Consider the following 18,895-nt stretch of genomic DNA (forward strand, 5'->3'; position numbering starts at 1 on the left):
CGCGCTCCAAATCTTGCAAGCGGGTTCATGACGGCGATATTCCTGCCATGAACGAACTCCGGAAGGCTGCGGAATCCTTTGGCATCGGCCATCTCCGCCGCCACATCTTCCTCTGCGCGGATCAGACGGAGGCGAAGTGCTGCTCGAAGGAGGCGGGGCTTGCGTCGTGGGATTTCCTGAAGGCGCGGCTGAAGGAACTGGGCCTCGCCGGGGGCAGGGATTCGACGGTTTTCAGAACGAAGGCGAACTGCCTGCGGGTCTGCCTGAGCGGACCCATCGCGGTGGTCTATCCGGAGGGCATCTGGTATCACTCCTGCACGCCGGAAGTGTTGGAGAGGATCATCCAGGAGCACCTCATCGGTGGAAAGGCGGTGGAGGAGTTCGCCTTCGCCACTAATCCTTTCGTGTGAGTTTTCAGATTCCCGTTGCTAGGGGACAGGGGTTCCTGAATCTTGGATCAAACCCATGAAACCCCTCCCAACGGTCGTGGCATCGTGCTTCGTCCTTTGCGCCGCCTTGCAGGCCCAGGTGGAGCCTGTCGGCTTCTGGCGTTTTGAGGAGGCACCTGGTTTTCTGGGGGATTCATCGGGAAACGGACGTGCGTTGGCGGATGACGGAGGAGTCATCCCGCTGCCATCCGGAGGGCCGGGCGACGGGCAGGCGGCGGTTTTTTCAGGAAGCAACCGGCTCACCTTGCCTGACTCGGATTTGTGGCATTCCCCGCGTTTCACCATCGAGGCATATTTCCGGGCCACTGCGGTATCCACCGCCGCCACCCAGGTGATCGTGTCCCATCACAACAATACCGGCAACCAGCGCGGCTGGCACTTGGCGGAAGCGGGAGGGAAGCTCCGCTTCGCGAAATCGACGAACGGCTCCAGTCTGGCGACGGTGAACTCCTTCGATCTCATTGCCGGGAGGAACTACTACGCGGCGGCGATCCTGGATTCCGTGGCGGGTCAGGTGACCATGGTTCTGAAAGACCTGAGCGCTGGAGGAGCACCGCTCCATGAGACGGTGTCCATCGCGGGTGGGACGTTCAATGCGGACTCGATGTTCGCCATCGGCTCGACGGGGACCACAGCGGCGGGAACCTCTTTTTTCAAAGGGGTGATCGACAACGTGCGCTTCACCGCGGAGGCCCTGCCGACGACCCTGCTGCAGGAGCCGTTCGAAAGTGTGCCGATCATTCCGCAGAACCCCGTGGTCCGCACGAAGGCTGACGGCTACAAGGGCATCTGGTTCGCGCTCGGGCAGGTCTCCGCCTACGGGGACAAGTACTCCGGCGGACTGGGCACCTACACAACCAACCACCGGCCCATGGCCGTCTATTCGTCCGCGGCGAACAAGACGTTCTTCACCTACGGCGGCACCAGCGGCCCGGACAAACGCTACCTGCTCATCATGGCAGGGGAATACGACCACACCACCAACACCGTGACGAAACCCACCCTGGTGATGGACAAGAACGGCGTGGATGATCCGCACGACAACGCGTGCATCTCCATGGACCGGGATGGCTACATCTGGATCTTCGTTTCCGGCCGCGGCAACAGCCGCAAGGGCTTCACCTATCGCAGTGCGGAACCCTTCAGCACGGACGGCTTTTCGCGCATATCCCCGGCGGCGGGGGAAACCTACACCTATCCGCAGGTGTGGTATGATCCGGTGAAGGGCTTCATCCATCTCTTCACCATCTACAATGGCAGCCAGCGGGAGTTGTTCTGGCGCACCAGCGTGGACGGTGTGGCGTGGAGTGCGATCAAGCCGCTCGCGAAGATCCAGGGGCACTATCAGGCCAGCGGGAAAGATGGGAACCTCATCGCCACGTTCTTCAACCGCCACCCCGGCGGGAATGTGGATGCCCGCACGGATCTCTACTACATGCAGACCACGGACTGGGGGGAAACGTGGACCACCGCCGCCGGCACCCCGCTCACCCTGCCTCTCACCACGGCGGCGAATCCCGCCCGGGTGTTCAACTACTCCGCGTTGAACCGGCTGATGTATGGCATCGACATCGCCTTTGATGCGGACCACCACCCCGTCCTCCTCTATCTCACCAGCTCCGACCACCGTCCAGGTCCCGCCGGGGAACCCCGCACACTACACACCGCCCGCTGGACCGGCATGGAATGGATCATCCGGGACATGCCGCCCTCCGCAACGGCGGTTTCCAGCGCCGTGCACAACTATGCCAACGGAAGCCTGTGGATCGAGGATGGCATCTGGAACGTCATCGTGCCGACCGGCTCGGATCCGACCATCCGGGAGAGCAATCCGCAGCGGTTCTGGGGAGGCGGCGGTGAACTGGAGATGTGGAGTTCCTCCGACCAGGGCCTCACGTGGACCAAGACGCGCCATGTCACGGAGAACAGTCCCCGGAAGCACAACTACGTCCGCAAGCCGCAGGACGGGCATGGCAGATTTCATTCGTTCTGGGCGGATGGGAATCCGGAGGTGCTGACGGAGAGCCATCTCTATTTCGGTGCTGCCGGAGGCACCCGCGCATGGGAACTGCCCTACCACATGACCACGCCCACCGCGAAGCCGGTGGAGGTGAATCCTCCTTTCCTCCGCTGGCGGAAAACTTACTTCAACGCGACGGAGATGGATGATCCGCAGATCGGTGGCCCAAGTGGGGATACGGACAAGGACGGCGTTTCCAACTTGGCCGAGTATGCACGCGGAACCCATCCCCGCGTTCCCGATTTCGCTCCCTCCTTGACCGCTGATCTGGCGTCGGACGCGGATGGCCTCTACCTCGGCCTCACCTACCCGCGGAACAACGAGGCGTTCGACGTCATCCAGAAAATCGAGACCAGTGACTCCCTGCTGGGCTGGCAGGATGTGGAAGCGTCACTTTTCGAGATCTCCGTCGTGAAGAATGGCAATGTCATCCTGCACAGCCGCGGTCATCGCTCCGCCACGGGCCTGCCGGGTGAGAAGCGTTTCTACCGGCTGCGCTACACCATGGATGAGTAAGGAGGATGGACATTGCGGCATAGCCGCTATGTCCGCTTCGCTTCCATTCTTGTCCATCGACGGCATTGGCGAATCATGGAAAATTCACCGCGAAGACGTGAAGAGAGGAAAGAGGAGGATAGGATTCTTCGGGATTCTGGATTCGTAAGATTCGCGGTCAGCTTTCTTTCCAAAATATCCAATATCCCATATCCAATATCTTCTCTTCCTTGGCGAACTTGGCGTTGAACTTATTATTTTTTGCCAATGCCGCCGGAGGACAGGAATGGAAGCGAAGCGGACATAGCGGCTATGCCGCAATGTCCTCCCTCCTTACGCCAGATTCGTGAACACGGCCTGCACGTCGTCATCGTCCTCGATCAGGTCGAGGATCTTCTCCACTTCCTCCATCTGTTCTTCCGTCAGTTCGATCGGCTGGGTTGGCAGGCGTTGCAGGCCTGCCTTCGTCGGGGTGATGCCCTGGGCCTCCACCGCTGCGGAGAGGCTCGCGAAGCTGGAGTAATCACCGATCAGTGAAACCACGCCGTCTTCGACATCGAGCTCCTCAAGTCCGGCGTCGATGAGTTCCAGTTCCAGTTCCTCGAGATCCTTGTCAGCGGGCACGGGGAATTCGATGACCGTCTTGCGGTTGAACATGAAGTCGAGCTGCCCGGAGTTCACAAGCTGGCCGCCGTTCTTGTTGAAGATGATCTTCAGGTTGCCGACGGTGCGGTTGCCGTTGTCGGTGGCGCACTCCACGTAGAACAGGGAGCCGTGCGGGCCTTTGCCCTCATAGCTCATTTCCGTGATCTCGGAGGCATCCTTGCCGCTGGCGCGTTTGATGGCGGCTTCGACGTTTTCCTTGGAGAAATTCTGGGCCTTGGCGTTGTTGATCGCGACCCGCAGCGGGGCGTTGGAATCCGGATCAGGGCCGCCATTCTTCGCGGCGAGGGTGATGGATTTCGCGAGTTTCGGAAACACCTTGGACATGGAGGCCCAGCGGCTTTCCTTCGCGCGGCGGCGGCATTCGAAATGTCTTCCCATAGGTCAGTGACGGTTGATGGCGGATGATTGAAAGCGGGGATGCCGTAGTCGAGGGCGAATTCAGGGAGAGCCACCCGCCACCACGAAACCTTCCTCATCCACATGGGCTCCCTCAGGGAGTGGCAGACCTTCCGGGGCGGCGGGGCCTTTCACCATCCGGCCTTCGATGAACCATCCGGGCAGCAACCTGCCCCAGGTGCCCGGTTTGCTCCCCGCCTGGGCGGTGCCGGTCCGCGGTGTGGCGGGGTCCGGCATCGACATGGAGATCACCCGCCCGGCGATGGCCAGGCAGGGAAAGTGCCGGACAGGATCTTTTTCCAGGGGAACGGATGCACGGGAACTGAAGTCATAGAAATCCATCTCATGCCCGGCGGGGGCGATCTCCAGCCGCCTCCGCAGCGCCTCACCGCCCACCCACGGGCCGTGGCTGTCCACGATGGTGTCCTCAAAGTCCGCCCGTGCCCCGAACTCCTGCGAGAAGCCATCGAACAAGGCGGGCAGGGATTCCGCCAGCGAGTCGCTGCGGAGGGCCATGAACGGCTTCCTCCAGGGCAGCGCGTTCACCTGGCCGATCTGGTGGCCGTTGATCTCCACCGGCGTAGCGCCATCAGCAAAGCGCAACCGCAGCGCAGCCGCGGAGGCCCGTAGAAGCGCATCCCGGATGGTTCCGGTATTTGCCCCGGCAGGTGCCAGCGGTGGCCCGAAGGCGGAGTAGGCATCGTGCGGCAGCCGGTTGGGCTTTTTCCTGAAAAAGACATTCCGCTCGAAAGAGAAAACCGATCCCCATGCCCCATCGACCCACAGCGGCACCAGTGGCGCGTCCAGTTTTCCGGCGATCAGCTCCACGCCGCGTTTCAGCTCGTTGAGCGCGCCGGTGCGGGAGAGCTGGCCTTCCGCGAAGTAGCAGACGATATCCCCGCCATTGACCGCTTCCACCGTCATCCGCAGCGCTTCCCGGGACTGGCCCCTGCGGATGTTCACCGTGTTGAAGACGGAGCAGAACCAGCGGACCGGCGCGTATTTCAGCACCGCGTCATCCATTACGAACCGCACCGGCCGCGGGCAGGAAGCGGAGATGAAAAACGCGTCCGCGAAGGTCACATGGTTCGGCAGCAGCAGGGCGCCCCCCTCCGCAGGCACATTCTCCGCGCCCACCACACGCACGCGATACACCAGGCGGACGATGATCAATCCCACCGCCCGCAGCACGACGCGCTGAACGCGGATGTGGAGGGGGGGCTTCGCCTTCGGTTCGCTCATCGCGGGCGCAGGCTACGCAACCGCATGCCTTTCCGGCAAGGCCGGGCATGGAGGTTGCCATCCGCCGAATCCGTGCGAGATCAGGGGCATGAAACCAAAGAGCCTGCAGGACATCCCGCTTTCCGTGCTCGACCTGTCCCCGGTCATCGAGGGCGGGTCGATCGCCCAGAGCTTCCGCGACAGCGTGAGTCTGGCGCAGCATGTGGAAAAACTCGGCTACAATCGCTTCTGGCTGGCGGAGCATCACAACATGCCGGGCATCGCCAGCGCTGCCACCTCCGTGCTGGTGGGCCACGTTGCGGGGCAGACCTCCACCATCCGTGTCGGTTCCGGCGGCGTCATGCTGCCGAACCATTCCCCGCTCATCATCGCCGAGCATTACGGGACGCTGGCGGAGCTTTACCCCGACCGAATCGATCTCGGCTTGGGCCGCGCGCCCGGGACCGACCGCGCCACCGCGCACGCCATCGGCCGGGATCCCAACTCCGCCGACGAGTTTCCGCAGGAGGTCCAGCAGCTCATCCACTACCTGGGAGACCCCATCCCTGGCCAGAAAGTGAAGGCCGTCCCGGGCATGGGCACGAAGGTGCCCGTATGGCTGCTCGGCTCCAGCACCTTCAGCGCCCAGCTCGCCGCCTACCTCGGCCTGCCGTTCGCCTTCGCCGCCCACTTCGCGCCGAAGCTCCTCCACGAAGCCCTGCGGCTCTACCGGGCGAATTTCCAACCTTCCGAGCGCTGGCCGGAACCCTACGCCATGGTCGGGGTTCCCGTCATCGCCGCGCCCACGGATGAGGAGGCCGCCTTTCTCTCCACCTCCTCCCAGCAGATGATCCTCAACATCGTCCGCAACCAGCGGTCCATGGTACCGCCTCCCGTCGAAACCATGGAGGGAAAATGGTCGCTGTCAGAGCAGGCGGAAGTCCGCCAGTTCTTCGGTGCCGCCATCATCGGCGGGCCGGAATCCGTGAAATCGCAGTTGGAGGAATTCGTCGCCGCCACTGGCGCGGATGAACTCATCATCCACTCCCAGTTCCACCGCCACGAAGACCGCCTGCGGTCATACGAGATCGTGAAAGACTGTGGAGGGAGGACACTCTTGTCCTCCGGCGGCATTGGCGAATCATGAGCGATTTACCGCCAAGGCGCCAAGGTCGCGAAGTGAAGGGAAGGATCTTTTCTAGATTCGTTCGATTCGTAAGATTCGCGGTCAGCCTTCTCTCTTCCCTGAAAACTGAACACTAAAAACTTTTCTTCCTTTGTCTGCCATTGCAGCTGGTGGACAAGAGTGTCCACCCTCCTCACCCCAGCGATTCAATCCGGAACACCACCGGCACCGAGTTGACGCAATCCAGCGCACCGATCTCCGAAAGCGCCGTCTGCAACTGGCCGAAGGGGCAGGTGTGGAGAAGGAAAACCATGTCCACGAATTCCGCGTCCGGGTTCGCCGGATCGACAGGGGAGTGGATGCCGGAAATGCCGATGCGGTGGTCGGCCAGCACCTTGGCGATCTCCGCCACCACGCCCGGGCGGTCCGTCACGTCGAAACGCACGTAGTAGGCGGTGGAGGTTTCGGAGACGGGGACGAGCTTGCCGGTTTCCTTGTAGGGGAGGAAGCCACGGTGGCCGGTGGTGTGCTTGAGCGAGCGGGCGGCTTCCACGAGGTCCGCGACGACGGATGAGGCGGTCGGGTCCTGGCCCGCACCACGGCCGTAGAACAGCGACTCCCCGGCGGCGTCGCCATGGACGGCGACCGCGTTGAAGACCCCATGGACGCTGGCGAGGATGTTCGTCTTTGCGATGAAGGAGGGCTGCACGCGCAGTTCCACGTGGCTGTCCGCCTTTTCCCGGATGACGGCCAGCAGCTTCACCACGTAGCCGAGTTCCTTGGCGAAGGAAATGTCGGTCGGCTTGACCTGCTCGATCCCGGAAACGTGGACGTCCGCCGGGTCGATGGGGAATCCGTAGGCGAGGGTGGCGAGCAGGATGGCCTTGTGGGCGGCGTCCCAGCCATTCACATCCAGGGCAGGGTCCGCTTCCGCGTAGCCCAGGCCCTGCGCCTCCGCGAGGGCGGCTGCGAAGTCCAGCCCCGCGTCCGTCATGCGGCCCAGAATGTAGTTCGAGGTGCCGTTGATGATGCCGGAAAAGGAATGGATGCGGTTGCCGATGAACGAGTCCTGCACCGTGCGGATGATCGGGATGCCTCCGGCCACCGCCGCCTCGAAGTGGATCGGCGTGTCCATTTTCCGGGAAAGAGCGAACAGTTCGACTCCGCGCTCAGCGAGCAGGGCTTTGTTCCCGGTCACCACCGGCTTTTTCGCCCGCAAGGCCGCCGCGACGATCTCGAAAGCGTCGGTCGTGCCGCCGATCAGCTCGACGACGATCTCCACGGCAGGGTCCGCCACCAGTTCCTGCCAGTCCGTGGTCAGGATGTCGGCTGGCACCTCGGAGACGGTGGCGCGCACCTTCGCCCGGTCGCGGACGAGGATCTTCGGGATGTGCAGTGAAACTCCGCCGCCGGTCCGGTCGGTGATCAGTCCACCGTTGCGGTGCAGGATATTCCAAACGCCGGAGCCGACGGTTCCGAATCCGGCCAAGCCGATGCCAAGTGACGAGCAAGAGTTCACGCGGCGGAATGTGGCGGGCCGGACTTGGTTCTCCAAGCCGTATTTGCCGAAACTCAGGGGCCGTGGGCGTTCCGCGGGGAATGCCGGATGACTATTCCAGCGTGTATTCCACCACGACGGCCGCGTGGTCGGATGGCCAGGTGTTTTTCCTGACGGCGGCTTCATCGGCAGCAGCCCCCCAAGGGCCGGTGGTTGTTTCGACCCGGGTGGTGAAAACGCGGGCCGTTCTGGTCCTGACGCTTCCGCCCTTGTGGTAGATGACATCGATGCGGTCCTGTTTCTCTCCCTCCTTGTGGATCGGAGACCATGTGAAACCGGGATCCTTCACCGGGTCAGGGTGGACAGCCCGGAAAGAGTCGGTCATCCCCGCTGCGGTGACCTGGACGCTGGGCGACCATGCGACCGCTCCGACGCCGCCGTGCAGGTGGGACGCGGCGGTGGTCCAGTCCAGGTGGGAGGGGACATTGAAGTCACCGGTGAGGAAAACGGGGACGGTGTCCGCCGCATCGAGCCGGGCTTTCATGAAGCCGAGCATCGCCTTCATCTGGGCGGCGCGTTCCGACCGCTGCTCCTCCTGCTGGACGCTGTCCGCCGTGGCACCGGGTTTCATGGCGGCGTAGGGGCCGTAGAACCGGTGGTCCAGATGGCAGTTGAATACCACCACCTCACGGTTGGGGGCTTCCGAAACACGGATCCGGGCACCGATGAGACGCTCCATGGCTATGGATTCCAGAATGGGGAAGCGGCTCACGATCTGGGGCGAACCGGTCCCTTTCTCAGCGCGGAACCATCCCAGCTCACCGGCGATCCTCCCTGCCAGATCGGGCGAAGTTTCCTGCATCCCGATGATGTCCGCGCCGGACGCCTTGATGGAATCCACGCCTTTCCGGAACCCGTCGTCCACCTGTGACCAGCTTTTCCAGACGTTGTAGGTCATCACGCTGACGCGGATTTCTCCGGCCCGCGCACCTGCCACCGCGACAACGGCCGCCGTGAGGATGAAAAGGAACCGGTGCCGCCTGAAAGGGACTCGCATGCCTGGGATGGTGGCCTGGCAGGTGGACGACTCAAGTGATTCCACGCCGGAGGTGGACCCTGGGTATCAAGTGGTGTGGACGGGAAAAACGGACCTAGTCCTCGCGGAGCTGGCGTTCCGCTTCCAACCAGTCGCCGTGGGAATCGCCCGGCAGGCCGTTTTCAACCCGCCTCCGGTAGTTCAGGTAGGCGCTGCGGGCGACGGAGTCGATGGAAGGAGATGCTTTTTTCTCAGCCTTGGGAGCCGTTTTCGCAGTCTTCTTCGCCGCGGTTTTCTTGGGCGCCGCTTTTTTGGCAGGTGCTTCGGTGGATTCCTTCGCCGTTTTTTTGGCGGCGGCTTTTTTCGCGGTCTTCTTGGCGGCCATGGGCGTGTTGGTTTGAAGTGCGACCTCCATTATCACAAAATTCCGGTGATTGCCAGCGTGTTTCCCTCGCGTATAATCGGGCGTGTCTGATCGCTATTCATGGGAGCAGGGCAGTGCCGGGTCCTCATATCGTCCGACCAACCAGGATCATCTTGGCTGGTGGGCGGCTGCCGCCATGCTGGCGTCCATCCTGCTCCATGTCGTTGTCTTTTTCGCGCTGGACCAGGTGAAGTTCGCGCTCGGGATCCAGCCCGCCGATACCACGACCGAGCGGGTGTCGATCCTCAATCCCACGGAGGTCATTCCGGAGGACCGCTTCACCATCACGCCTCCGCCGGAGGATTTCGTGCCCCCGCCGCCTGCGGATACGGCGAAGCTTCTCGATGACGTGGATCTTCTGGATGCGGTGAAGGATCTGGATGTGGACATGGCTCCGCAGGTGGTGGAGACCACCGTTGCCATCCTTCCCTCGAATCCGGCCGCCTCCGGCTCCCCGACCGCCACCGCTCCCACCGTCTCCCCCGTCATCGACATCGCCGATGATCTGCCGGAACTCGGTCGCAGCGAGACGGAGATGAAACCCGCCGCCGTCGGTCAGGTGACCGTGGACCCCGGTTCGCTGAAAGCGGACTCCGAGTTTTCCGAATTCACCGATGATGTGATGAAGCGGGGCGCGAATGGCAAGGCGGAGAAGGGCAGCCTGGATGGCGTCACCTCGCTGGATGAACTGATCGGGCTTCCCGCCAACCAACTGCTTGGGAAAAAGACCATGCTCCCCAGCGACCTGCTGTTCGAGTTCAACAAGGCGGAACTGCGGGAAAGCGCGAAGGTGGGCCTCTTCAAGCTGGGCAGCCTGCTCGACAACAACCCCACCATGTATTGCTGGATCGAGGGCCACACCGACCTCATCGGCAGTGATCCGGCGAACCTGGAGCTTTCCATCCGCCGGGCGGAAGCCGTGAAGGAATACCTGGTGAAATCCATGTATTTCGACCCGGAAAAGATCATCACCCGGGGCTACGGCAGGTTCCAGCCCATCATCACCGCTGGGGACAAGGACCAGCAGGCCCCGAACCGTCGGGTGGAGATCAAGATGCGGAGGACGCCACCTACCGAGGAGCAGATGAAGATCGCTCCTCCGAAAGCCGCCGCGGTGGCGGAGCAAATGCCTCCCGCACCTCCGGCTCCGGCGCCTCCAGCGGCTCCCATGGAGGAACCTCCGCCTCCGAAGGCGCAGTTGGTCCGGCCCAGTCCGGAACGCGTCCGCATGCTGGAGGAGCGCGTCGTCCGGCCGCCGGCTCCAAAGCCCGAACCCACCGCTCCGAAAGCAATGCCTGTCGAACAGGCTCCCCCGGCCCCTCCCAGGGCCACCCCCGTCACGCCGGAGATGCCGGCCACTCCGCCTCCTGCACGGGCTGTTCCGGTGGAAGAGAATGAACCTAATATATTGAAAGCGCAGCCAGTTGCGGAATAACACGCAGAGTTTTTCGTGATTGACATGATATGCTGAGTAAATACATGGTGTGGACGAATTTTCTCGTCCTGCCATGAAAAACAAACTTTCCCTTTTGGTCTTGGCCACGCCGTTCTGGCTCGCGGCCACCATCTCCGGATCCGGCCAGATTTTCTCCGACCGGACCTACACCCTCGCCGCACCCGGTCATCCGGCCCCGGGAGGAACGGATACTTTCTCCAATGCGGGTTCCTTCGCGATGTCCAACCGTGGAGCGGCCTTCGATGCCCGTTTGACCAATGCGGATGTCATGGGTGTTTTCGTGGCGGATGCCTCCGGAGTCCGCGAGGTGATGAGACCGGGAGCCATCATTCCGGGCAAAGGAACAGTTGTGGGATGGTTGGATCGGGTGGAAACGAACCGATTTTCGGAAATTTCCCGATTTGTGAGGCTCCGCGGGCTGGACGGCATCGAGCGGGATGCGGTTGTCGCGGGGCGGTCTCCATCCACCCTCCGCGCCGTGGTGGTGGCCGGACAGACGGTGACCGACAAGAGCTACACCTTGTCCAGTACCTATCAGGCGGGGATCAATGACCAGGGACAGGTGGGGATCTGGGGGCTTGCCCCAGGCGGATGGGGGCTTTTCATCGGAAACCCGGATGGGACCGTCGCGGAGGTGGTGAGGGCCGGACAGGCCGCACCCGGAACCTCCCACACATTCACCTCGATCCATGGGTCGCTCCGCGACCGTGGGCAGATGCTCATCGCAGGGGAACTCAACCACCCGGACGTGCACAACAAATACTCCGTGTACCGCCGTTCCACCACCGGGTCCCTGGTGAAGATCGCCGTTTCGAGGGATTCCGCTCCCGGCACCAACCGCACTTTCAGCTGGATAAGCCCCCAGGACCTCAATGACGCCGGGGAGGCCGTGTTCTATGCCCACCTGAACGACACCTCCGGCAACCACACTGGTGGCGGCATCTTCAAGGGTCGGGATGCCGGCAGCGTGAAAGCGATCGCCTACCCCGGCCAGCAGGTGCCAGGTGGTCTCGGCACCTTCACCGCGTTCGACAGTTCGGTAGGGATCAATGCTTCCGGTGATGTCTCATTCGTCGGCTACTACAACGGAGGAAGCGCGCTGTTTGTCGGAAACGGTGTCACCCAGCGGCTGCTGGCGAAAACGGGGGACCTCACTCCCGGTGGCGCGACCATCACCGGATTCGCGATGAGCCGGCTCAGCGACAATGGCACTGTCATGTTCGGCGCGAAGTTGAATGGGAATCCGACCTACCAGGCGATCTTCCTCACCGACGGGCGGGATCTCGTCAAGGTCACCCAGGCCGGGGACACCGTGGATGGAAAGATGATGAGGGAGATCGGGATCGATCCGAAGGCCTATAATGCCTTCCAACAGGTGGCCTACCAGACGCGGTTCGAGGAGGATTCCGGCTACAGTGTCATGGTCTTCGCCCCGCGGCTGCGCTGGCGGGACCTCATCGGAGGCATCTGGGATGATTTCGGCCGCTGGACTGCCAGCCTGACGCCTGCGGAATACAACCACGTGGACATCATTCCGGACGTTGGCGTGCCGGTGGTAGGTCCAGCCGCGGAAGTCGGGATCGCTTCGCTGCGTGTCGGGGCCGGAGTCAGCGGTGTCACGGATTTCAAGCTTTCGACCGGAGCCATTACGGCGGAATCCGGTGTTCATATTGTGGAGCGCGGCCAGCTCAGCGGCAACGGACAGATCATCGGGGATGTCACGAACTCCTCCGTCGTGGCACCCGGCAACTCACCGGGAGAGATCAGGATCCGGGGCAACTACCGGCAGGAAAGCGCCGGAGTCCTTTCCGTTGAGATCGCCGGCACAGCCGAAGGGCAGTTTGACAAACTGGCGGTGGAAGGGGATGTCTCCCTTGCCGGTGGACTGGACATCCATGTGCCGGTGGACCTCCTGGAGCGTCTTTCGAAGGATGACCGGTTTCCGGTCCTCACCTCCACCGGAACCGTGAGCGGGACCTTTGCTGCAGCGCCCGAAGGAAGCAGGGTTGCAACCAAAGACGGCCTCGGATCGTTCATGGTCAGCTATGCGGGTGACCAGGCCATCCTTTCGGACTTCCAGCTTTCGGACACGGATGGCGACGGTGTTCCGGATCACTGGATGCTGGAACATTTCAACAGCCGCACCGCCTCCGCGGGTTTCCTGGGCGGGGATGACAGCGATGGTGACGGGATCAGCAACCGCGACGAGTATGTGGCGGGCACCAATCCCAAGGACAGGCTGAGCGCTCTGAAAACGTCCGTGACCGTCCCGCCGTCGGAACAGGCAGGACAGGGCGTGGCCGTTGCCGTCACCTTCCAGACCATTGCCGGACGGGTTTATGACATCCAGTACAGCCCCGACCTGAAGGAGAATGGCTGGGAGAACGTGAGAACCGGAATTGCCGGGGATGGATCGGTTAAAACCGAAGTGATTTCCACGGGAGCCACGCTGCGGGTTGCCGGGTTCTACCGGGTTGTGGTGTCCCGGTGAACCTTCGGTGAAAGGCGCGGCGGCGGCCAACGCCCGCCGTCGCGTCACCGTTGGTTGAAGCGGGACATCTCGCGCTGCGCTTCGCGCAGTTCGACCTTCTCCTTCAGGTCGTGGCGCTGGTCGGCATGGGTTTTCCCCTTGCCGACGCCGATCTCCACCTTCACGCGGCGGTCCTTCCAGTACATCCGGAGGAGTGGCAGGGTGCAGCCCTTGATGGCCACCGCAGCCGCCAGTTTCATGATCTCCCGCTTGTGGAGCAGCAACCGCCGCGGACGCTTGGCGGTGTGGTTGAACCACTCGCCGGCGGTCTGCCACGGCTGGATGTCACACCCGTAGAGGAAGATCTGGTTCTTCTCGATGCGTGCGAACGCGTCGGAAACATTGATCTTGCCCGCCCGGATGGATTTCACCTCCGTGCCTTTGAGTTCAAGGCCGGCTTCGTATTTCTCAAGGATATGGAAATCGCGCCCGGCCTTCCGGTTGGTGGCGATCTCGGAGCTCATGGCGATCCTTCCCGGGAGCGGGTCACTCGCCCGCGGCCTCGGCTTTGTTGACGAGCTTGATCTTGCCTTCGATGATCTCGGTCAGGGCGATGTCCGCCACGCCCATGCTGGGGCGGGTGGGCACCAGGGGAGAGCGTCCGCTGTTGAGTTGTCTGACGCGCTGGGAGACCAGGTTGATCAGGACCAGAGGGTCGGTGACGATATCGGAGGCCTTTTCGACAAGATCGCTTTTCATGGGAGAGCCGGGAAAGCGCGATTGGGGCCGCGTTTGCTCAAACGGAACTACGTTGTCTGGCAGTGACGGGGCTTGATCGCTCAAAACACAAGGAAGGGTTGGTCCGGTGGCAGAACCGGGACCGGTGGTCAAATCAGCAAACCGCCCCGCTGACAAGCCCAAACTTGCAAGGGGTGGGGAATTTGCCCGTGGGATGCGTGACTATTTCGGCATCAGGTCGATGCCGAAGCGGCGCAGGACGAAGACCATCGCCCAGAACAGCGCGGCGGTCAGCAGGCAGTTCGCCACCAGCGCCGTCCAGAATCCCCAGCCATTCCGCAGCATCCACGGAAAGACCAGGAACATCGGCAGGGTCGGGAGGACGAACCAGAAGGTGCCCTCCGAGTGGTTGGCGATGCGCTCCGGTGTCTGTTTCCCCTGGTGCATCCAGATCATCGCCAGCAGGGAGGTCAGCGGCAGGGCGATCAGCAGCGCGGAAAGCCGGTCGTTCACCAGTTGGATCTTGTTGACAATCAGGATGATGATGGCGGTGAGGAGGATTTTCACCACGTCGAAGGGCGTGATTCTGAGGATGCTGTCCCAAGGGATCTTGCTCATGGTTCGCTTGCCGTTTCATCCAGAATGGGCCTAGGATGGGATCATGCAAGCCGCCTCTTTCGCCTGTGCCGCCGCTGCCGCGGTCTTTCTCACCGCCTGTTCGACCGCGAACCCTCCCGCTCCTGCAGGTGCCCCCGCCGCCGTGGCCACCGGCCTGAGCGGTGCCCAGAAGGCGGCCATCGGCCGGAAGATCTGGCAGAATGAAAGCGGCGGGACGGTCAATGGCCTGACGGCGTGGAACAGCGGGGAGGGATTCCCGTCGCTGGGCATCGGGCACTTCATCTGGTATCCGGCGGGCCAGCGCGGACCATTCGAGGAAAGCTGGCCGCAGTTTGTCGCATTCGCCCAAGCGCAAGGGGCGAATCCTCCGGCGGTGGCGCGGCAGCGGCACAGCCCGTGGACCACGAAGGCGGAGTTCCAGCGGCAGTTCAACGGTCCGGAGCTTTCCGGTCTCCGGACGTGGCTGGCGGGGAACATCGGCGTGCAGACCGACTACATCATTTCCCGCTCCCGCGGTGCCCTGCCGAAGATCCTGGCCGCGGCCCCGCCATCGGAACGGGCGAAGATCGAGGCCAACTACCGGAAGGTGGCCACCACGCCGCAGGGGACCTATGCCTTGATCGACTACGTCAACTTCAAGGGAGAGGGGATCCAGGCCACCGAGCGTTACAATGGCATGGGCTGGGGCCTGATGCAGGTGCTGGGGAACATGCGTGAGGTTCCCGCCGGCCCCGCCGCGGCCAGCGAGTTCGCCGCCTCCGCCAAGCGGATGCTTTCCCGCCGCGTCCAGAATGCCCCTGCCGCCCGCAACGAGGGCAAGTGGCTCCCGGGCTGGCACAACCGCTGCGATACCTACGCGCGTCCGCTCTGACGCGGACCCGCCACCGGCAGAGGCTCTTTTCCCTTCGTGGAAAGGAGCCTTTCTTTTTACGCCGGCTCACGTTTCCGGGAAAAGAATAGGCGCGGGTCCGTTGCCAGACCCGCGCCGTAATCACCATATCGACAAGCAGAATGCAGTTTGGCTCCCCCCGGACCCTCGCCACACCCTGCTTGGAACAGGTTGGGAACAAAGTAACCATTCCATCCCGAATGGCAAATAATTAATGGAAATATAATACCTGTTTTTTGGAAATTCTAAGGCTGGAGCTTTTTTGAGGGGTTGCGCCGGGTATTTTCACTTTGCGGCAGATTCCTTTTGAAGTGGGTGCATGCTTTTTTAGGATCGGCGGATCATGAACCAGACCTCACGTAGAAAATTCATCGTCGGCGGTGCCCTTATGGGCGTGGCCGCAGCGGCATCCGCTGAAACCAAAACCGCACCCCCCGCCGGAAAGGCCACGGTGCCGAAGCTTGTACATCACGTGTTCTTCTGGCTGAAAAACCCGGACTCTTCGGAGGACCGCGCCGCGCTCATCGCCGGGATCAAGAAACTCGGCGAGATCGAATCCGTACGCGCGATCCACGTCGGCGTCCCGGCCTCCACCGAAAAGCGGGATGTCGTGGAGAACAGCTACCACGTTTCCGAGATGCTTTGTTTCGACGACGTCGAGGGCCAGAACGCCTATCAGGTGGACCCCGCCCACAAGAAATTTGTCGAGGAATGCTCGCACCTGTGGAGCAAGGTGGTCGTCTATGATGTGATGGCCGCCTGATTCCGCCAGCCGGGACGCATCAGAAATCCGCGAACAGATCCATCTGCGGCGGGTTCGCCCTCGGCAGGGAGTCCTGGACCGTGTTCTTCGCCTTCGGCCCCTGCTTCTTTGCCTCCGGTTTCACCGAGTGAAGCTCCAGGTGGGAAAGGATGGATTTCGCCCGGTCCAGCACCGGCTTCGGCAGTCCGGCGAGCCTGGCCACCTGGATGCCGTAGGACTTGTCCGCGGCTCCGGGCAGGATCTTGTGGAGGAAGATGATCTCGTCGTTCCACTCCCGCACGGCCACGTTGTAGTTGGCGACGGCCTGCTTGGTGTTCGCGAGGTCCGTCAGCTCATGGTAGTGGGTGGCGAACAGGGTCCGGCAGCCGGTGATGTCGTGGAGGTGTTCCGCGACCGCCCAGGCGATGGACAATCCGTCGAAGGTCGCGGTGCCCCGGCCGATCTCATCGAGAATGACCAGCGACAGGTCCGTGGCGTGGTTCAGGATCAGCGCCGTCTCGCTCATCTCCACCATGAAGGTGGACTGCCCCCTTGAAAGGTCGTCGGAGGCCCCCACGCGGCAGAAAATGCGGTCCACCAGACCGAGGGTGGCCGCATCCGCCGGAACATAGGCACCGATCTGGGCCATCACGGAAATCAGCGCGATCTGGCGGATGTAGGTGGATTTACCCGCCATGTTCGGGCCGGTCAGGATCTGCAGGCGGGCCGTGTCCGGATCCAGTTCCGTGTCGTTAGGGACGAATTTGGTGTCCACCAGCGTCTGTTCCAGCACCGGGTGGCGGCCGTTGGTGACGAAGAAAGCGCGGGAGTTCTCCAGCACCGGACGGCAGTGCCGGTGGAGCTGAGCCACCTCCGCCAGCGAGCAAAGGACATCCACCTGGGCGACCGCAGCGGCGGCTTCCTGGAGTTGGGTGAGGCGCTTCACCACCTCCCCGCGCAGCTCGATGAAAAGCTCCGCCTCCAGCTTCTTCGACCGTTCCTCCGCGCCCAGCACCTTGTTCTCCATCTCCTTCAGGCCGGGGGTGATGAACCGCTCGCAGTTCGCCATCGTCTGCTTCCGCGTGTAGTCGTCCGGGACTTTCGCCAGATGGGTGGAGGTGATCTCGATGAAGTAGCCGAAGACGTTGTTGAACTTGATCTTGAGCGAATCGATGCCGGTGCGCTTCCGCTCGTCTTCCTGCAGCCGGGCGATCCAGTCCTTCCCTCCGCGCGCGGCGGAGCGCAGCTCGTCCAGTTCCGCGGACCAGCCGTCGCGGATGATGCCGCCGTCCTTCAGGTTCGCGGGTGGTTCGTCCGCCAGCGCGAGGGAAAGGTGGTCCGTCAGGTCGCTGAAATCGTGAAGCCGCTCGACGAGGGAGAAATGGGTGGTGCCCAGCGAGGAAAGATCCTCTTTCAGCGCCGGGATATATCCCAGCGAGAGACACAGCGACTGGAGGTCGCGGGCATTTCCGGAGCCTTGCGAAAGCCGCGAGGTGGTCCGCTCGATGTCACGGATGCCTTTGAGTGATTCCCGGCATTTCGACAGCAGAAATGGCTCGGCGAGAAACGCGGCGATGACATCCTGCCGGGCGGTCAGCGTGGCCAGGTCCCGCAGCGGATGGAGGATCCAGTCGCGCAGCAGGCGCGCGCCCATCGGTGTGGCGGTGCGGTCGAGCACGCCCAGCAAGGTGTGCTGCTTGCCGCTCCGGGAGTCCACCAGGTCGAGGTTCCGCTGGGAGGACGCGTCGATCAGCACGTGGTGCTCGCTTTCCCTGACCCGCGGCGGGTTGAGGTGGCCGCATGGCCGGCGGAGCTGGTGGATCAGATAGTGGAGGATGGCACCCGCCGAGCCGGAGGCCGCGTGCAGGTCGGCGCAGCCGAAGCCGTCCAGCGAGTGGACGCCGAAGTGTTCCTTCAGCAACTGGGACGCATGTTCCGGCAGGAAAGAGTAGCCCTCGTAGGCCAGGCAGTTCACCAGATGGCCGAACTCGGATGTCTGGTGGTCCGGCACCAGCAGTTCGGACGGGCAGATGCGCGCCAGTTCGTCCAGAAGCTGGCCATTGTCCGTGAACTCGCAGATCGTGAACTCTCCGGTGGTGTGGTCGATGCAGGCGAGGCCCGCTTTTTTCCCATGGCGGAAAACGGCGGCGAGATAGTTCGGCCGCTCATCCTCCAGCAAGGTCAGGTCATCGATCGATCCCGGCGTGAGGATCCGTGCGATCTCCCGCTCCACCAGCTTGCCGGGGATCGGCTCGGATGTCTGCTCCGCGATGGCCACGCGCTTGCCCGCTTTCAAAAGACGGGCGAGGTAGGCTTGGGCGGCATGGTAGGGCACCCCGCACATCGGCGTGCCGCCGCGCTTGGTGAGGGCCACATTGAGGATCGGCGCGGCGGTCTTAGCGTCCTCGAAGAACATCTCGTAGAAGTCGCCCAGCCGGTAGAGCAGGATCACATCCCCCGGCAGCGATTTCCGCATGGCCTGGTACTGGGCCATCATCGGAGTGAGCGTCGGAGCGGACATCGCCGCAGAGGTTAGGCGGGGGGGCGGACGGGTCAAGGTCCGAGCCTTCGCACGCGTTGCCCGGGGCAAGACCCTTGGTGGGTTGTCATGAAACCGGAAGCCGGGCTGTCCCAACGGTTCTCACTGATCA

16 protein-coding genes are annotated in these 18,895 nt (G+C 62.8%); 7 read left to right on the plus strand and 9 right to left on the minus strand.

Translation table 11 applies throughout. The annotated features are described in order from the left end of the window. The first annotated feature begins 47 nt into the window (after positions 1-47). Positions 48-410, plus strand: coding sequence for a (2Fe-2S) ferredoxin domain-containing protein (locus KF712_09635; GenBank protein ID MBX3741239.1), 363 nt, complete (start codon positions 48-50; stop codon positions 408-410). Between the two features lie 55 nt (positions 411-465). Beyond that, positions 466-2,985, plus strand: coding sequence for a BNR-4 repeat-containing protein (locus tag KF712_09640; protein ID MBX3741240.1), 2,520 nt, complete (start codon positions 466-468; stop codon positions 2,983-2,985). A 312-nt stretch (positions 2,986-3,297) separates the two neighbouring features. On the opposite strand, the gene KF712_09645 is transcribed toward KF712_09640, so the two are convergent. Together KF712_09645 and KF712_09650 are read right to left on the minus strand one after the other, a co-directional pair. Next, the gene (locus KF712_09645) at positions 3,298-4,008 is read right to left on the minus strand and encodes a YebC/PmpR family DNA-binding transcriptional regulator (protein MBX3741241.1); all 711 of its coding nucleotides are present in this window, start codon (positions 4,006-4,008) and stop codon (positions 3,298-3,300) included. A gap of 60 nt (positions 4,009-4,068) precedes the next feature. Further along, entirely contained in the window at positions 4,069-5,268 is a 1,200-nt protein-coding gene (locus tag KF712_09650; GenBank protein ID MBX3741242.1) for a 1-acyl-sn-glycerol-3-phosphate acyltransferase, read from the minus strand. Between the two features lie 88 nt (positions 5,269-5,356). Here KF712_09650 and KF712_09655 point away from each other — a divergent pair, with 88 nt between their 5' ends. Further along, positions 5,357-6,394 (plus strand): LLM class flavin-dependent oxidoreductase, encoded by a 1,038-nt coding sequence (locus KF712_09655; protein MBX3741243.1) that lies wholly within the window; start codon positions 5,357-5,359, stop codon positions 6,392-6,394. Positions 6,395-6,566: 172 nt separating this feature from the next. Here KF712_09655 and KF712_09660 read toward each other — a convergent pair whose 3' ends face one another. The 3 genes from KF712_09660 to KF712_09670 all read right to left on the minus strand — a co-directional run bounded on the left by KF712_09660 (position 6,567) and on the right by KF712_09670 (position 9,292). After that, positions 6,567-8,057 carry a homoserine dehydrogenase gene (locus tag KF712_09660; protein MBX3741244.1) on the minus strand — a complete coding sequence of 497 codons (1,491 nt, stop codon included), beginning with the start codon at positions 8,055-8,057 and terminating at the stop codon, positions 6,567-6,569. Then, positions 7,984-8,928, minus strand: coding sequence for an endonuclease/exonuclease/phosphatase family protein (locus tag KF712_09665; protein MBX3741245.1), 945 nt, complete (start codon positions 8,926-8,928; stop codon positions 7,984-7,986). Before KF712_09665 ends, KF712_09660 begins: the two co-directional genes overlap by 74 nt. Positions 8,929-9,022: 94 nt before the next feature. Continuing rightward, positions 9,023-9,292 carry a hypothetical protein gene (locus KF712_09670; protein MBX3741246.1) on the minus strand — a complete coding sequence of 90 codons (270 nt, stop codon included), beginning with the start codon at positions 9,290-9,292 and terminating at the stop codon, positions 9,023-9,025. 82 nt (positions 9,293-9,374) lie between these two features. Between KF712_09670 and KF712_09675 the strand changes: the two genes are divergently transcribed. Further along, positions 9,375-10,766: an OmpA family protein gene (locus tag KF712_09675; protein MBX3741247.1), complete on the plus strand. Its 1,392-nt coding sequence runs from the start codon at positions 9,375-9,377 to the stop codon at positions 10,764-10,766. A gap of 73 nt (positions 10,767-10,839) precedes the next feature. Next, complete coding sequence (locus KF712_09680; GenBank protein MBX3741248.1) at positions 10,840-13,278, plus strand: hypothetical protein; 2,439 nt, start codon at positions 10,840-10,842, stop codon at positions 13,276-13,278. Between the two features lie 44 nt (positions 13,279-13,322). Here KF712_09680 and smpB read toward each other — a convergent pair whose 3' ends face one another. The 3 genes from smpB to KF712_09695 form a co-directional block, all read right to left on the minus strand. Then, positions 13,323-13,781, minus strand: coding sequence for an SsrA-binding protein SmpB (gene smpB, locus KF712_09685; GenBank protein ID MBX3741249.1), 459 nt, complete (start codon positions 13,779-13,781; stop codon positions 13,323-13,325). Positions 13,782-13,803: 22 nt separating this feature from the next. Then, complete coding sequence (locus KF712_09690; GenBank protein ID MBX3741250.1) at positions 13,804-14,016, minus strand: DNA-directed RNA polymerase subunit omega; 213 nt, start codon at positions 14,014-14,016, stop codon at positions 13,804-13,806. Between the two features lie 201 nt (positions 14,017-14,217). Beyond that, the gene (locus tag KF712_09695; GenBank protein ID MBX3741251.1) at positions 14,218-14,613 is read right to left on the minus strand and encodes a DUF3147 family protein; all 396 of its coding nucleotides are present in this window, start codon (positions 14,611-14,613) and stop codon (positions 14,218-14,220) included. Between the two features lie 43 nt (positions 14,614-14,656). Here KF712_09695 and KF712_09700 point away from each other — a divergent pair, with 43 nt between their 5' ends. Together KF712_09700 and KF712_09705 are read left to right on the plus strand one after the other, a co-directional pair. Beyond that, positions 14,657-15,484, plus strand: coding sequence for a hypothetical protein (locus KF712_09700; GenBank protein MBX3741252.1), 828 nt, complete (start codon positions 14,657-14,659; stop codon positions 15,482-15,484). Between the two features lie 361 nt (positions 15,485-15,845). Next, positions 15,846-16,265 carry a Dabb family protein gene (locus tag KF712_09705; GenBank protein MBX3741253.1) on the plus strand — a complete coding sequence of 140 codons (420 nt, stop codon included), beginning with the start codon at positions 15,846-15,848 and terminating at the stop codon, positions 16,263-16,265. Positions 16,266-16,284: 19 nt separating this feature from the next. On the opposite strand, the gene mutS is transcribed toward KF712_09705, so the two are convergent. Further along, on the minus strand, positions 16,285-18,741 hold the full coding sequence (gene mutS, locus KF712_09710; protein ID MBX3741254.1) for a DNA mismatch repair protein MutS: 2,457 nt from the start codon (positions 18,739-18,741) through the stop codon (positions 16,285-16,287). Positions 18,742-18,895 lie beyond the last annotated feature (154 nt).

The organism is Akkermansiaceae bacterium (assembly GCA_019634595.1).
In the GTDB taxonomy this organism is placed as follows: domain Bacteria; phylum Verrucomicrobiota; class Verrucomicrobiia; order Verrucomicrobiales; family Akkermansiaceae; genus Luteolibacter.

Excerpts from the sequence above, each read along its gene's own strand:
- KF712_09635 (MBX3741239.1), top strand. The coding sequence starts at position 48 with ATGAACGAACTCCGGAAGGCTGCGGAATCCTTTGGCATCGGCCATCTC.
- KF712_09640 (MBX3741240.1), top strand. The coding sequence starts at position 466 with ATGAAACCCCTCCCAACGGTCGTGGCATCGTGCTTCGTCCTTTGCGCC.
- KF712_09645 (MBX3741241.1), bottom strand. The coding sequence starts at position 4,008 with ATGGGAAGACATTTCGAATGCCGCCGCCGCGCGAAGGAAAGCCGCTGG.
- KF712_09650 (MBX3741242.1), bottom strand. The coding sequence starts at position 5,268 with ATGAGCGAACCGAAGGCGAAGCCCCCCCTCCACATCCGCGTTCAGCGC.
- KF712_09655 (MBX3741243.1), top strand. The coding sequence starts at position 5,357 with ATGAAACCAAAGAGCCTGCAGGACATCCCGCTTTCCGTGCTCGACCTG.
- KF712_09660 (MBX3741244.1), bottom strand. The coding sequence starts at position 8,057 with ATGAAGCCGCCGTCAGGAAAAACACCTGGCCATCCGACCACGCGGCCG.
- KF712_09665 (MBX3741245.1), bottom strand. The coding sequence starts at position 8,928 with ATGCGAGTCCCTTTCAGGCGGCACCGGTTCCTTTTCATCCTCACGGCG.
- KF712_09670 (MBX3741246.1), bottom strand. The coding sequence starts at position 9,292 with ATGGCCGCCAAGAAGACCGCGAAAAAAGCCGCCGCCAAAAAAACGGCG.
- KF712_09680 (MBX3741248.1), top strand. The coding sequence starts at position 10,840 with ATGAAAAACAAACTTTCCCTTTTGGTCTTGGCCACGCCGTTCTGGCTC.
- smpB (MBX3741249.1), bottom strand. The coding sequence starts at position 13,781 with ATGAGCTCCGAGATCGCCACCAACCGGAAGGCCGGGCGCGATTTCCAT.
- KF712_09690 (MBX3741250.1), bottom strand. The coding sequence starts at position 14,016 with ATGAAAAGCGATCTTGTCGAAAAGGCCTCCGATATCGTCACCGACCCT.
- KF712_09695 (MBX3741251.1), bottom strand. The coding sequence starts at position 14,613 with ATGAGCAAGATCCCTTGGGACAGCATCCTCAGAATCACGCCCTTCGAC.
- KF712_09700 (MBX3741252.1), top strand. The coding sequence starts at position 14,657 with ATGCAAGCCGCCTCTTTCGCCTGTGCCGCCGCTGCCGCGGTCTTTCTC.
- KF712_09705 (MBX3741253.1), top strand. The coding sequence starts at position 15,846 with ATGAACCAGACCTCACGTAGAAAATTCATCGTCGGCGGTGCCCTTATG.
- mutS (MBX3741254.1), bottom strand. The coding sequence starts at position 18,741 with ATGATGGCCCAGTACCAGGCCATGCGGAAATCGCTGCCGGGGGATGTG.